At 63.8% G+C, this 14,564-nt stretch carries 12 protein-coding genes; 7 read left to right on the top strand and 5 right to left on the bottom strand.

Annotation, left to right across the window (positions count from 1 at the left end; all coding sequences use genetic code 11):
* Positions 1-113 precede the first annotated feature (113 nt).
* The 3 genes from P6U27_RS22505 to P6U27_RS22495 all read left to right on the top strand — a co-directional run bounded on the left by P6U27_RS22505 (position 114) and on the right by P6U27_RS22495 (position 3,703).
* Positions 114-1,637, top strand: coding sequence for a sugar ABC transporter ATP-binding protein (locus tag P6U27_RS22505; protein ID WP_407192639.1), 1,524 nt, complete (start codon positions 114-116; stop codon positions 1,635-1,637).
* A complete protein-coding gene (locus tag P6U27_RS22500) occupies positions 1,630-2,670 on the top strand; it encodes an ABC transporter permease subunit (RefSeq protein WP_129144254.1) in 1,041 nt (346 codons plus the stop codon). The genes P6U27_RS22505 and P6U27_RS22500 overlap by 8 nt, the downstream gene beginning before the upstream one ends.
* Positions 2,671-2,755: 85 nt before the next feature.
* Positions 2,756-3,703 carry an ABC transporter substrate-binding protein gene (locus tag P6U27_RS22495; protein WP_122403946.1) on the top strand — a complete coding sequence of 316 codons (948 nt, stop codon included), beginning with the start codon at positions 2,756-2,758 and terminating at the stop codon, positions 3,701-3,703.
* 110 nt (positions 3,704-3,813) lie between these two features.
* Here the strand turns inward: P6U27_RS22495 and P6U27_RS22490 are convergent, their stop codons facing one another.
* The 3 genes from P6U27_RS22490 to P6U27_RS22480 form a co-directional block, all read right to left on the bottom strand.
* Positions 3,814-5,349, bottom strand: a complete 1,536-nt coding sequence (locus P6U27_RS22490; protein ID WP_407192638.1) for a hypothetical protein — start codon at positions 5,347-5,349, stop codon at positions 3,814-3,816.
* 29 nt (positions 5,350-5,378) lie between these two features.
* On the bottom strand, positions 5,379-6,554 hold the full coding sequence (locus tag P6U27_RS22485) for a glycosyltransferase family 4 protein (RefSeq protein WP_407192637.1): 1,176 nt from the start codon (positions 6,552-6,554) through the stop codon (positions 5,379-5,381).
* A gap of 236 nt (positions 6,555-6,790) precedes the next feature.
* Positions 6,791-8,137, bottom strand: a complete 1,347-nt coding sequence (locus P6U27_RS22480; protein WP_407192636.1) for a polysaccharide biosynthesis C-terminal domain-containing protein — start codon at positions 8,135-8,137, stop codon at positions 6,791-6,793.
* A gap of 440 nt (positions 8,138-8,577) precedes the next feature.
* Here P6U27_RS22480 and P6U27_RS22475 point away from each other — a divergent pair, with 440 nt between their 5' ends.
* Positions 8,578-9,801 (top strand): FAD-dependent oxidoreductase, encoded by a 1,224-nt coding sequence (locus P6U27_RS22475; protein ID WP_407192635.1) that lies wholly within the window; start codon positions 8,578-8,580, stop codon positions 9,799-9,801.
* 27 nt (positions 9,802-9,828) lie between these two features.
* On the opposite strand, the gene P6U27_RS22470 is transcribed toward P6U27_RS22475, so the two are convergent.
* On the bottom strand, positions 9,829-10,965 hold the full coding sequence (locus P6U27_RS22470; protein ID WP_407192634.1) for a GNAT family N-acetyltransferase: 1,137 nt from the start codon (positions 10,963-10,965) through the stop codon (positions 9,829-9,831).
* 341 nt (positions 10,966-11,306) lie between these two features.
* Here P6U27_RS22470 and P6U27_RS22465 point away from each other — a divergent pair, with 341 nt between their 5' ends.
* On the top strand, positions 11,307-12,299 hold the full coding sequence (locus P6U27_RS22465) for a Bug family tripartite tricarboxylate transporter substrate binding protein (RefSeq protein ID WP_407192633.1): 993 nt from the start codon (positions 11,307-11,309) through the stop codon (positions 12,297-12,299).
* Between the two features lie 7 nt (positions 12,300-12,306).
* On the opposite strand, the gene P6U27_RS22460 is transcribed toward P6U27_RS22465, so the two are convergent.
* On the bottom strand, positions 12,307-12,429 hold the full coding sequence (locus P6U27_RS22460) for a hypothetical protein (protein WP_283809894.1): 123 nt from the start codon (positions 12,427-12,429) through the stop codon (positions 12,307-12,309).
* A 16-nt stretch (positions 12,430-12,445) separates the two neighbouring features.
* On the opposite strand from P6U27_RS22460, the gene P6U27_RS22455 reads away from it, so the two are divergent.
* A complete protein-coding gene (locus P6U27_RS22455) occupies positions 12,446-12,916 on the top strand; it encodes a hypothetical protein (RefSeq protein ID WP_160118838.1) in 471 nt (156 codons plus the stop codon).
* A 332-nt stretch (positions 12,917-13,248) separates the two neighbouring features.
* Entirely contained in the window at positions 13,249-14,538 is a 1,290-nt protein-coding gene (locus P6U27_RS22450; RefSeq protein WP_407192632.1) for a c-type cytochrome, read from the top strand.
* Positions 14,539-14,564: the final 26 nt, after the last annotated feature.

Below are 14,564 nucleotides of genomic sequence, written 5' to 3'. Positions count from 1 at the left end.
GTATACTCGCCTTCGGTATTGCCCTGCGTCACCCGCTTTTGTTTAATGACCAAACCGCGCTGACAGGAAGATCGAGACGCGGGTGGGAAACGCATTGTGCGCCGGGAGGCACGATGAACGATCCGATCCTCGAGATGCGCGGGGTCTCGAAGACCTTCTTCGGCATCAAGGCGCTGCGTGCCGTCGATCTCATCGTCTATGCCGGCGAAATCCATGCTTTGATGGGGGAGAACGGCGCCGGCAAGTCGACGCTGATGAAGATCCTGTCCGGCGCCTACAGGCCTGATCCCGGCGGCGAGATCCGCATCGAGGGCAAGGCAGTGCGGATCGAAGGCCCGCTCGGCGGCCGCGCTGCGGGCATCTCCATCATTTATCAGGAGCTGTCGCTCGCTCCCAATCTCACCGTGGCCGAGAATATCTATCTCGGCCGGGAAATGTCGCGATCAGGTTTGCTGGCGCGCGGGGCGATGCGCGAGGGCGTTGGCCCCATCTTGACGAGACTGGGCGCGGACTTTCTGCCATCGACACTGGTGGCGCATCTTTCCATGGGCCAGCGGCAGCTGGTCGAGATCGCGCGTGCGCTGCACGCCCGATCAAAGATCCTGATCATGGACGAGCCGACCACCTCGTTGTCGGCTGCCGAAAGCGAGCGGCTATTCGCGCTGATCCGCCAGCTTCGTGCCGAGGGGCTTGCCATCATCTACATCTCGCATCGCATGGACGAGGTCTACGCGCTCGGCGACCGCGTCACCGTGCTGCGCGACGGCCGGCTGGTCGGTTCACTGGACAAGCCCGAGATCCGCGCCGACACCATCGTCCGGCTGATGGTCGGGCGTGACGTCTCCTCGTTCTACAAGAAGGACCACGATCCGGAGGCGGGGCGGGGGCACCCCGTGCTCGCAGCGATCGACATGGCCGATGGCCGGCGCGTCAAGGGTTGCTCGCTCACCGTGCATGCGGGCGAGGTGGTCGGGCTCGCCGGCCTGATCGGCGCCGGCCGCACCGAGCTTGCGCACCTCATCATCGGCGCGTCACCGAAGACCTCCGGCAGGCTCGAACTGGAGGGGCGCCCGGTCGAGATCCGCACGCCTGGCGAGGCGCTCGCGGCCGGCATCGCCTATCTAACGGAGGACAGGAAGGCGCTCGGGCTGTTTCTCGACATGTCGTGCCTGGACAACATCAATCTCGCCGTGCTCGCGCGCGATGCCAAGCTCGGTTGGGTGCTGGATCGCGACAAGGCGCGTGAGCGCGCCGACCGGGCCTTCGCAGGCCTGAGCATCCGCGCCGCCAATGCCGGCGTTCCCGCCGGTGGCCTGTCCGGCGGCAACCAGCAGAAGGTGCTGCTGTCGCGGCTTCTCGCCATTGCGCCGAAGGTACTGATCCTCGACGAGCCGACGCGCGGCGTCGACGTCGGCGCCAAGTCGGAGATCTATTCGATCATCGACAATCTGGCCAAGGCCGGCACCGCGATCCTCGTCATCTCGTCCGATCTGCCCGAGATCATCGGCATTTGCGACCGCGTCGTCGTGATGCGGGCCGGACACATCGCCGGTGAGGTCACCCGCGGCCCGAACTCGCCGCTGACGCAGGAAGACATCATGGCGCTTGCCACGGGAATGGAGCATCTCGATGCCTAGTAATGGTGCTGCGGAGGCCAAGCCGGCATCGACGACGACCAACGGTGCTGCCGCAGAGACAAGGCGTCAGCGGATGAGGATGCTGATCAGTGCGCTCGGCATGCTGCCGGTGCTGCTTATTCTGTGCATCGGCTTCCACGTGCTGTCCGAGGGCCGCTTCTTCACCGGACAGAACCTCGGCATCGTGCTGCAACAGGCCGCGGTGAACACGGTGCTCGCGGCCGGCATGACCTTCGTCATCCTCACTGGCGGCATCGACCTCTCGGTCGGCTCGATCCTGGCGGCCTCCGCAATGGCAGGATTGACGCTCTCCAAGCTGCCGGAACTCGGCATGTTGTGGCTGCCGGCCGCGCTGCTCACGGGCCTTGGCTTTGGTGTCGTCAACGGCGCGCTGATCGCGCTGCTCCGCCTGCCGCCTTTCATCGTCACGCTCGGCTCTCTCACCGCCGTGCGCGGCCTCGCGCGACTGCTCGGGGCCGACACCACCGTGTTCAATCCATCCATTCCCTATGCCTTCATCGGCAACGGTTCGCTGACGCTGGTTCCCGGCGCCCTCTCGATCCCGTGGCTCTCGGTGATCGCCTTGCTGGTCATCCTCGTCTCGTGGCTGGTGCTGCGCCGGACCGTGCTCGGCGTGCATATCTATGCGGTGGGCGGCAACGAAAGCGCGGCGCGGCTTGCCGGCATCAAGGTCTGGGCCGTGCTGATCTTCGTCTACGGTGTCTCCGGACTTTTCGCCGGGCTCGGCGGCGCCATGCAGGCGGCACGGCTCTATGCGGCCAACGGCCTCCAGCTCGGCCAGTCCTATGAGCTCGACGCGATCACCGCCGTGATCCTCGGCGGCACCTCCTTCGTCGGTGGCATCGGCTCGATCTGGGGCACGCTGGTCGGCGCGCTGATCATCGCCGTGCTGTCCAACGGCCTCATCCTCATCGGTGTCTCCGATATCTGGCAATATGTGATCAAGGGCCTGGTGATCATCGGCGCCGTGGCGCTCGATCGGTACCGGCTGCAAGGCTCGGCCAGGACCTGACAGGCTGGGCGCGCCTTCGATGCGAATTCCGTTGCGGCAACTGGTCTGCCGCGCCGGGGACGAAGACAGACCAGGGAGGAAGTCCATGTTGAAGACAATCATGCTCGCCGGCGCTGCGACGGCGCTTGTTCTTAGCACCGTGCCGTCCTCGGCGAAGGAGCTCAAGTCGATCGGCGTCTCGCTGGGATCGATGGGCAATCCGTTCTTCGTCGCGCTGTCGAAGGGCGCCGAGTTCGAGGCGAAGAAGACCAATCCCAACGTGAAGATCACGACGGTCGGATTCGAATACGATCTCGGCAAGCAGGTTACCCAAATCGACAATTTCATCGCCGCAGGTGTCGACCTGATCCTGCTCAACCCCGGCGATCCCAAGGCGATCGGGCCGGCGATCAAGAAGGCGCAGGCGGCGGGCATCGTCGTCGTCGCCGTCGACACCGCGGCCGAAGGCGCCGACGCCACCGTGACCACGAACAACGTGCAGGCCGGCGAGATCTCCTGCCAGTACATCGTCGACAAATTGGGCGGCAAGGGCGACGTCATCATCGAGAACGGGCCGCAGGTCTCCGCCGTGATCGACCGCGTCGTCGGCTGCAAGAACGTCTTTTCGAAAAATCCCGGCATCAAGGTGCTGTCCAGCGACCAGGACGGCAAGGGCTCGCGCGAGGGCGGGCTCACCGTCGCGCAGGGTTATCTGACCCGCTTCCCCAAGATCGACGCCATCTTCGCCATCAACGATCCGCAGGCGATCGGCACCGATCTTGCCGCGCGCCAGCAGAACCGTAGCGGCATCATCATCACCGCGGTCGACGGTGCGCCTGATATCGAGGCCGCGCTAAAAGATCCGCAGTCGCCGCAGATCCAGGCCTCGGCGTCGCAGGACCCGTTCTTCATGGCGCGGCGGGCCGTACAGGTCGGTGTCGGCATTCTCAACGGCCAGAAGCCGGCCTCGACCGTCGAGCTGCTTCCGTCCAAGCTCGTGACCAGAGACAACGTCGCCGAGTACAAGGGCTGGACCTCGGATCGCTCCCAGTAAGTCGCGGCTCCTCGCGAGCACCCAAACCCAAGATGACGGACGGCGTTCTGATCGACGCCGTCCGTCGCTGACGCAGGTGCGTCATCGGCCGCACGAGCGCGCCGGTGGCTTCAGCGGACAGTATATGGACTGGTGCGCGGAGCCAGCATGGCGGATGGAAATCTGCTCGCGAAGGCACTGGTCTTGGGCTGGACGCGCGATCCGTCGATCACCTCGAGCCGACCGCAGCGGTTCAAGGTGTGCAGCTTCCTGCCGGGCCAGGCCGGTCCGGGTTTCAGAGAGTGACGCACGATCTGCTTGAACGTCGTCGGTGACAGTTCGACCACTTCCGCCAGGGCAAGCGCTGCGCCGTATCCCTCGGTGCAGTCCTGGACCGGGCGCCACAATTTGTCATCGAGGGTGACGAAGTTCCCCGCGGGCCGCGTGCTTGCACGGTCGATCAAGACCGGATTGCTGGCGTGGGGCAGCCAGGGCCCCAAGAGGCGATCGGCGCAATAGATCGCCAGCGAATCCGAATAGCCAGCCGTTCCGTCGCGCCAGGCGCCAAACAGATAATGCAGGCCGTTGTGCCGCGTGATCGTGACGTCGGCCAGCTCGAGGCCGGAAAGGAGCGTCGCGTATCGCTCCCATTGGTCCGGAAATCGAACGCATTTGTAGAGGGCGACGTCCCCGCGGACCGAGCTCTCCGGGATCATCCACAGCTCGCCATCGTCTTCGATCAGAAACGGATAGGAGAGGTGCCAGGGCTCCTCCAGCACCGGCATCACCTCGCCGACCGGCCCCGCGTCATTGAACTCGATCGCCGAGATAATGCCTTTCCCGACACGGTGATCGAGGTCCTCGAAGAAGACGAATGTCCGTCCCTGCCATGTGATGGGAAAGGGATCGGCGTAGAAGTGGTTTCCTGGATCTGCCAGAACGTTCCAGCTTGGACCTGACAGATCTCCGGTCTGCCAGACGCCCGCGCCGTCATTGAAGCGCCATCCGATATGCCAATGCGGAGCATAGCAGCAGAGACGATAGATTTCCTTGGCGATCGACATGGCAAGGCCGCGCACGACATAGCCAACGGGTCCGCGGGGCAAGCCATTTCCGGCGGGGCGCGCCAGCTGCGGCACGATACGCGGCCTTCCCGACAGGATCGCCGCCACCATGGTCAGGGTCCGCGCCATGACCGTTTCGAGCGCGCCGCTGAGACCTGCGGCAATTTCTCCGGATGGATGGCCGCGGTCGAGGACTGAACCGTCGATCTCGTTGACGATGTCGATCACGGGCAGGTCGCCGGCGAGAATGGCGGCGAGCGCGGCATTTTCGCCCGCAACCCCGTTGAACAATGGCCGAAGATACAGCCGGGCAGGGCGGTCCGGATCCCGCGCGGCACCCGTAAAATCGACGACCACGTCGGCCGTCTCGGTACGGACCTGTGTCCGTTCCGGAACGATCTTCAGCTTGTTGGCGCCGCTATGTCTGCCCTTGTGCAGTACCACGCGCTCGAGCTCGAACAGGGCATCGAGACCCGCGGGCCGCGGCTCCGCCGTTGGCGTCCATCCGATTTGGACCGGAACGTCCCGGCCGTCGATCGGCAGTGTCTCGCGGCCCATCCACTGCCGCGCGTACTCGCGTTCACAGCGAAACTCGATGATCATGTCGAGCCAATCTATTTCAACGTATCAGGTCAAATGACCTGGTCGAGAATTCGACCGTATTCCTCGACCATGGCATCTACCGAATAGCGCAATCGCAGGCCCTTGGCATTTTGTCGCAGTTCGTCGCTCAGCTGTTTGTCCGTCAGCAGCTTGGAGACGGCTGCGGAGAGCTTTGCGTGATCGGCGGCATCGACGAAGAGTGCAGTCGGTCTTCCTTCGTAGGACAACACTTCACGCAGGACGGGAAGATCGGTCACGACCGAGGGAACCCCGGCGTTCGCGGCCTCGACCGCGGCGAGACCGAAGGTTTCGGCCTGTGTTGGAAATACGAACACGTCCAGACAGGCCAGGAAGTCCGCCATCCGGCTGGGGGCGATTTCCCCGAGCAAATGCAGTCGGTCCGAGACGTTCAAGTCGTTCGCGAGCTGCCTCAGCCGGGCCTCGTCGGCTCCCTGGCCGGCAAGCGCAAGGTGCCAGGACGGTTGATCCGGCAGCAGACGTATCGCCATGTCGAGCCGCTTGTGCGGATGCAGCCTTGCCGCGCAGCCCAGCAGGACGCAGTCCGGCGGCAGATTGAACTCATGCCGTGCAGCCTCCTTCGACAGGGTGAGAGCCTTGTCGTCGAAGCCGTGCGGCACATGCACCATGCGCGACCGGTAGGCTGCGGGGTAGCGCGAGTATTCGCGCTGCATATCCTGCGAATTGAGCGTGATGCGGTCAAAGAAGCCGAGGCTGCCCATGACGATGTCGGCGGTGCGGACCGGCCAGCTCATCGACAGCGCGGATGAGACCTGATTTGCGACAACCGGTGCACGGCTGACGAGGCGCGTGACGCCACCGCCGATGACGTTGCCGAAATGCTGGAACGTCAGGACGGCATCGGGCCTGGTGGTCCTGATATGGCGGCCGAGCGTCCACAGCATCCGCAGCAGCGCCGCCGGATCGCCCGGTCGGCTCGGCGCGCAGTAGAGCGTATCGGGCGGCTCATCGAAGGAGTCCGATTTGCGGAAGAAGAATAGATTGGTGACCCGGTAGCCGCGAGCGGTCAGTCCGGCGCCGAGGAGCCGGGAGATCTCCTGCGCACCGGCGTTCTCGGCCTGAGTTTGCGCGAGAAGCACGTGCAGCTTCGGCCCGCTGCCGTCTGGCCGCGCGGGTGCCGTCGCGCTCGTCTCGCCCAAGTCCTTGTTCGGCTGATAATGGAGCACGGATCCCGACCCGCTAAAGAAACGAAATCTTCACCTTCTTAACTCCGTACCTATCATGCGGGCATCGCGGTGGACACCGACTAGCAACAAACGGAGTTAATGCGAGGCTATGGCTACGACGTCGTTCGCGCAGCATTTTCGCTCGTTCCCGGACGACGCACAGCGCGCGCGTTAACCAGTCTGTCTTGCGCACTGCCGGCGCGTGACTGCGGACCTGAATGACGGCGTGATGACATCTAGTCACGCGAGTCGGCACTGCGGATTGCATAGGTGCCGCGCCTCGATGCAGAGAAGCGCAACAGCACGAGAACGGATGGATCCACCCCGGTTCGCCGGCGGCAGAGGACGTTCAGGGCGATCGTCGCGAGCGCGAGCGACACAGTGGCCGAAATCGCCGCGCCGAGCACGCCGAGCCAGGGAATGAGGACGAGAAATCCCACGAGCCGCAGCGCGACGTTGGCGGCAACGACGGGAACATAGATTCTTTCATGACCGGTCAGCTGCAGGATCGCAGCCGACGGACCGCCAGCTGCCTGGATGGCGGTTCCGATTGCGAGCACGATCAAGACCGAATGCTGCGCGGTGAAATGAGGTCCGAACAGGTTGAGGAGATAGGGGCCGCCGATCCAGATCGTGGCGAGACCGGCGATGACGCAGAGCGCGGTCACTTCCGCCATCAATTGTAAGGTCCGCTCGAACTCCTGGTGGTTCTTGCTGAAATACAGCGAAGGAAGTCGGCGCGCGCCGAACGTGTACAGCGCCGCGGACAGCATGGCGAAGATGTTGGCGAGGCGCGAGGCGGCAAAATAGATCCCTGCGGTGGCCGGATCCAGCATCCAATAGACGAGAATGACGTCGAAATACTGGTTGGCGACTTCAAGGATGGATGCGAGCCAGAAGTGAAGGGCGCTCGATCGCCAGCGGGCCGTCTCCGAGCGCGCCGGCGTACCGCGCAAATCCGGCAGCACTCGCGCGATCGAAACGATCTGCGCAACCAGCCCTGCCGACATGGCCATTGTCATCACCGCGAACAGTTCGGCGGGATCGAGTTGCCGATGGCCGAGCAGCATCGCGAGCAGGAACAGGACGACGATGACCCGCCAGAAGAACTCGCGATTTCCTTCGCCCATGAGAATGCTGACCAGCGAGCGCGCGATCTGGCTGCCGAGCATCACGCCGGCATTGACGGCGGTATAGGCGGACACCGCAAGGATCAGCAGCCACCAGTCGCCCCTCACGCTCGCCGCGACGGCGATCCCGCCGATCACGACCAGCATTGCGACCGAGGCGATCTTCAAGCTTGACAGGAGGACACCTTTGGTGAGGTCCGGCCGGCCGCCGACCTGATATTCGTTCAGGAATCGCACCAGCAAGGATTCCTGTCCGACCAGTCCCACGACGGCTGCGATCTGCGCCACCGAAAGCCAGGTCGCAAAGATGCCGAAGCCATCAGGCGACATCGTTCGTGCCGCCAGCGAGAACAATGCAAACGCGAGCACGCCGCTGCCAACCTTGAGAAGGATGGTTCCGACAACACCGCGCGTGACGTCGCGCCGCATGAACTGGAGGATGGATTCGATCATGGAAGGGGACATGTTCCGATACTGGCGACAGCCTAGCATGCCGAAAAATCGTGAGTGTTAATGGACGGCTCGCGAGATCGCGCCGGTCGCGACGATATCGCGGTTACGCCGGTTGCTTCACTCTTGAACATCGCCGTCCCCATTGTCCCAAGCAATGCAAAGTCCGACCCGATCGACTGACGTGATAGCGCCGCATCGACGACCGAAAGAGGCGAGATCAGCCGTTTGAGTGCGGAATGGCTCGCGGAGATTGGCCGCCGAGACGGAATCCGGAATTTGCAGAGCCTCCCGAGCAAGACGCGTGCCGCGATGGCGGCGGCGTGCCCGACGCTCCCGGTCGTTAACCTCAATCTCCGGAAATGATCGCACTTGGCTCTGCGATGCGACATCAGGCGAGAGAATTGCACTGGAAGCGCCCGTTAACCGTGGGAGCAGGAGCCATGATGACGGATAGAACCGTGACCGGGCCGATCGACGGGGGCGGGACCGCACCGATCGTCTCGGACATCGCAATTGTCGGCGGCGGCCTTGCGGGATCGCTTGCGGCGGCCGTGCTGGCGCGGGCAGGGCATCGCGTTGCTCTCGTCGACAAGCGGGCGGTCTATCCGGACGAGTTCCGGGTCGAAAAGATCGGCGGCCATCAGCTGCAGTTGCTCCGCAAGCTGGGCTTCCTCAGCGCGCTCGACGGCATCGCTTGCCGATATCAGCGGGTGCTCAATATCCGGGAGGGTAAAGTGGTCGATGTCAGCGTCGGCCAGGCTTACGGATTTCCCTATGCCGATCTTGTCGCCATGGCGCGCAGCCAGATTCCCGATCCGTCCAACCTGATCGTCGACGAGGTCACATTGATCAGCAGCAGCGACGACGTCCAGCATCTCGAGCTGGCCTCCGGACGGTGTGTGACGGCTCGCCTCGTTGTTCTCGCCACCGGCATGGCGGGAGTGCTGGGTTACAAGCTTGGCATCAGGCGGCGTGTGCTGGCCGAGCGCCATTCGGTTTCTTTCGGCTTCACGATCGCTCGCAAGGACGGTCGCCCGTTCGATTTCGAGGCGTTGACCTGCTACGGCGAACGCACGGCGGACGGCATCGACTATCTCAGCCTGTTTCCCGTCCGTGCCGGCATGCGGGCCAATCTCTTCATGTTCCGCGATCCGACCGAGCCGATCATGCGCGAATTGCGTCGCGAACCGGAAGCGACGGTTTTGCGCCTGCTGCCGGGATTGCAGTCCTACCTCGGCGATTTCCGCGTGACCGACCGGGTCCAGAATTGGGTGATGGATCTGACTGTCGTGGAGGGTCATCTCCAGCCCGGCGTCGTGCTCATCGGCGATGCGTTCCAGACCAACTGTCCCGCCGCCGGCACGGGCGTCGCCCGCCTGCTGGTGGACGTCGACCGTCTTTGCACCGAATACGTTCCGCGGTGGCTCATGACCGCAGGCATGGGCCGGGAGAAGATTTCGCAGTTCTATTCCGATCGCGACAAGATCGCGGCGGACCAGCAGTCGCTGAAGATGGCGCGCTTCCGCCAGGCCCTGACGTCCCGCAACGATATCGGCTGGGACGTGCGGCGGCGGTTGCACTTCCTGCGGCGCAGTCTTGCACACCGCGTCGACCAAATGAATCCGGGCTGGCTCGGGCGTGTCCGCGGCGCGTTGCGTGCCTAGGCTCTGCGCCCCTGCGCCTGCCGCCGGTCAGCGCGTCGGAGTTGTGGGTCGGGCGGGCTGGAGCCTCAAATCCGACAGCCGCTTGGCCGCCAGCTTGAGCCAGGGAGCCTGCTTCAACGCGAAGAGGGCGATGGCCCCTATGGTGCTGCCCGCCTGCGTGACCGCCCACATCGGCGAAGGCCGCCCGCCGAACAACTTCTTGTATGGCTCATCGCCGATGGTGAAATCGAGCATCTGATCTCCGCGCTCGATACAATCCCGCGCCACTTGTTCGAACATCAGCGCGCCGAGGGATTGGCTCTTGTAGCCCTCGATATCGAAGGCGCTCATGATGACGAGGAAGCTGCCCCGGTGGCACAGTCCCAGCACGGCGGCAATCACGTCGCCGTCCATCTTCATGGCATAGACGCGGACAAAGGAGCCCATGCCGCGAAGGGCGACGTCGGAATAGAAGCCGTAATATCCGGGACGCTGAAGCAGATCTCCGTCGCCCTGTGCGTGAAAGCGCGGGCCGCGAAACTTCCTCATCACGTCCAGCGTCTCGAGCACGGCGGGGCCGTCGCCGCAGCATGAGAAGCTCAGCGCGCCTTTCTTCTGCAGTTGACGATACTTCTTTGCGAGCTCCTTCTGATAGGAGCGATCCATCGCGCTGGCGCGCCATTGCTCGAAAGGCGCGACGAGAACCGTGGCATAGGCATTGGTGTCCATCGATACACGGCGTGGCGCGCCCAGGAGCTCTTCGATCGGAAGCCGCGCGTCGGGCAGCTTGGCCATTCGGAGCAGATCGAAAGGGCGGACAAGGCGCCGAATCTGCGCGCATGCAGCGGCGTCACCGAGCAGTTGCGACAACACGTCAGGGCTGCAAACCGGCGCCAGATAGTCGGAAACGCGGAGGTCGGCGAACTCGACGGTTCGTATCGGACCGCGCCGGATCCGGAGCAGGGGCAACACCATCGCGAGGGCCCCCGTCGCGCGGTAGCGGACCACGAGGACCAAAGCTGTCGCACCCGCTTCGGGCGCGAGCCTGGTGTAGAGACTGTGCAGCCAGATCGGATGCTGGAACGCAGTGGCGGCCGAGCGATCAAACAGCTGTGCATATTCCGGAGACAGAAAGTCGAACGACTGTTCGATGACGATGTCGAACGTGTTGCTGAGCTTGTTCATGCGCAATCAGGGAAACCAAGTCATTCGCGAGCGTCGTCGAGCCGTAGCTGCGCTTATAGCAAGGTCGTTACGGGTCAAACACCGGCGGCGCGCGATTTGCATCAATGCGTTCAACCATGTTCGTATCGTTACCAAACCCTTAAGATGCCGGAGATGGATATGGGGCCCAAGATCGACTCGCGCCAGCAAACGGTTGGTAGCGGTGGAGCGTCGGCAAGGATTGCGACACAGCTCGCGCGGCCATTGCCGCCCGCACAGTGCAGGGCAGCGACCTCCTTGCACGGATTTTCGAGACCTCTCATTCGTGCAAGATGATCAGCTCGGTCCCGAATACGCAGAAGATGTCCCTTTCACGGCGAGAACTGCTCGATATGGCGGCGTGCCTCGCGGCGCTGGCTGCCTGGCCCGGTGGAGCAACCGCCGACGATTACCCCTCCCGCTCCATCAAGCTGGTCATTCCCTATTCGGCTGGCGCTGCAGGTGATCAGATCGGCCGTCCATGGGCCGACAAGGTCACTCCGCTGCTGGGGCAGGTCCATGTCGAGAATATCGGCGGCGCCGGCGGTGCGATCGGCTCCGCCGCGGTGGCGCAGAGCGCACCGGATGGCTACTCGCTTCTGCTCGGCAATGGCAGCACCCAAGTGACGATTCCGTTGTCGTCGGCGCAGCCCGCCTACGACGCGGTTCGCGATTTCCGCGCCATCTACCGGCTGATCACGAGCACGCTTGCATTCGCCGTTCATCCGTCCCTGCCGGTGAAGGATCTGCGGGAGCTGGCAGCTTTTGCGAAGGCCAATCCGGGTGGGCTTACCTATGGCACTCCCGGCGTCGGCACCGGCAATCATCTCGTCGGAGAGATGTTCAGACAGCAATCGGGTCTTGCGGCGGATTTGGTTCACGTCCCTTACCGGGGCATGGGGCCCGCGACCAGCGACCTCGTCAGTGGCCAGATCAACTCGGTCATTGCAGTGGTCTCGAGCCAGATCCTGCAATTGCACTTTGCGGGCAAGCTGCGGCTGATCGCCGTGACGGGCGACCGGCGGTTGAGCGGAGCGCCGGAAGTTCCGACGGTTGCCGAATCCGGCATGCCAGGCCTCAGATATGTCGGCTGGTTTGGCTTGTTTGCCCCAAGAGCGACCCCGGACGCGGTCGTGGAGCGGATCGCCGCCGCGACCCGCGCGGCGATGGCCGATCCTCAGTTGCAGGAAAGCTATCGTTCGCAAGGTTTGGAGCCGGACATCGATTCAGGCCCCGATAAATTTCAGCGCCTCGTCGAGGACGAACTCGTCCGCCTGACTCCCATCGTCAAGTCGATCGGGCTCAAGCGCGACTGAGTGCTTCTCAGAGACGCACCCCGGTCGTAGCAAACGCCTGCGCGGCGGGCTCCTGAACGCGATCCAAGATCAGCATCCCCGCAATCGCAATCACCAGGGCCGCGACGCAGCCAAGCAAAAAAGCCTTCATCCTCAGCCTCCCTCGATTGGACCAGCAAACCATCTATACGACACGGCTTGCCGCCAGCAAGCTCGTTGATCGCTCCAAGGCTTCCGCGGTCCTATGGGCTCTTGAACACGGGATCGGCGGAAAACGCATCGCCCATCAAGCCAAGGGACTGAAGCTCGGTGCCATTCAAATCGACTTCCAAGACTGCGAGCAGCAGCGCGAGCACGACGGCAACGAGGAGGAGGAAAGGCGAGGCTTCTCGCGCAGCGGGATCTTGCAGGCCATCAATGGCACGAAGAACGCGCAGCCGCGCAATCATCCGCAGAATTGGCCCCGTTCGCCCCTGCATGCCGTCTTCCTTGACGTGAGCAGCCAGAATCTGGTGTCGGGGCGATCGGCATTCAAGGCGGAGGATGCGCGAGCCGGGCTATTGCACTGCACGCTTCGGAACGGAAGGAGGGTTTGGAAGTTCTTGCGAGTTAGTGAGCGCATCGGAGATATTGCGTGAGATTAGCGAAAACGCTTTTGTGCTTCGCTGCACTTTGCTTTGCTGGGAGCGCCCTGGCCCAGCCCGCGCAAACCAACTCCTCGCCGACGCCAACCCGTCCCGAGGAGAAAGGTCAAGCACAGCCGCAAGGTTGGACGGGCCCGACCAATACAGGTTCGGGTGGTGCGCCAGCCGAAAGCCCCCAGGGCCAGAGTCCGCCTGGAATGCAGGCCGCTCCCGAGGGATCCTCCAAGACCACGACCGCACCTGCCAAGTAGACCGGTCCCGGATATTCATTTCCGTTGCCCGTTCTGGCAATCTTGAGAGCGTGAATGTCAGCAGGGCGGCCACGAATGAACAGATCGCCTTGGTGCAGGAACGTCGCTGCGGCGCTGTGGGTCATCTTTGCCGCATCGCCCGCGCACGCCGACATGGTCGGACACGGCGGCCCGATACGGGCTCTCGCCATCTCGCCCGACGGGGGCAGCCTTCTTTCCGGCAGCTTCGACACGGCGGTCATCCGCTGGTCGCTCAAGACGGATACCGCAGAGCAAGTGCTGCGGTATCATGCTGATGGCGTCAATGCGGTCGTCTTTCTGAAGGACGGCCGCATGATCACGGCCGGCGCCGATGCACGAATTGCGGTGTGGACGGCGGGACGGCAGGAGCCAGACCGGGTGCTGGAAGGGCACGTCGCTCCGATCGCGGCGCTTGCCGTGTCGCCCGATGGGTCGGTTCTCGCATCGGCTTCATGGGATCGGACGGTACGGCTCTGGTCGCTATCGGACGGCACGTCCCGCGCGCTCGAAGGGCATACGCAGAACGTCAACGGTGTCGCTTTCCTGCCGGACGGCAGACTTGTCAGCGTCGGCTACGATCTTGCGCTGCGAATCTGGCGTTTGCCGGATGGCCAGCCGGAAATCGTGACGTTGCCGGCGGCGCTGAACACGGTGGCCGTGGCGCCGGATGGTGAAATCGTCACAGGCGCGGTCGACGGCAAGCTGCGCATGCTGAGCACCGACGGCAAGGTCAGCGGCGAGGTCGCGGCCAGCCCGACACCGGTGGTGGCCTTGACGATGTCGGCGGACGGCGCATTGATCGCTGCGGCCGGCATCGGCGGCACGGTGGCGATCATCGATCGCAAGTCGCGCAACCTGCTGCGCACGCTGGTTGGGCCCGGGCAGCCGGTGTGGTCGGTCGCCTTCCTTCCAGACCGCGAGACACTGATGACGGGTGGTGCGGACGGCAGGATCAGGCGCTGGAACGCGCGCACAGGCGATCCCATCGGCTCAGGTCTGATCGGCACACCGGCCGATCCGCTCGCGGCCTATGCCGGCGATCATGGCGCCGATGTATTTCGGGCGTGTGTTGCCTGCCACACGCTGTCGGACAAGGAGGTGCAGCGTGCCGGCCCGACGCTTGCTGGACTATATGGCCGCAAGATCGCTTCGCTCCCGGGATATCGCTTCTCCGATGCGCTGAAGAGGATGGACATCGTCTGGACGCCGGAAACGGTCGCAAGACTGTTCGAAATTGGGCCGAACACCTATACCCCCGGCACCAAGATGCCGGAGCAACGCATCGGTTCGGCCGAAGACCGGCGCGCACTCACCGAGTTCCTGGGCCGCGCGACGTCGCGATGATTGCCTCTTCCGGCCTTGCGAAGACG

Origin of the sequence: Bradyrhizobium sp. STM 3566, from assembly GCF_045571445.1 — a bacterium.
Classification (GTDB): domain Bacteria; phylum Pseudomonadota; class Alphaproteobacteria; order Rhizobiales; family Xanthobacteraceae; genus Bradyrhizobium; species Bradyrhizobium vignae.
The sequence above is the reverse complement of the archived record's forward strand: the minus strand, read 5'-3'. Positions and strand labels throughout refer to the sequence as shown.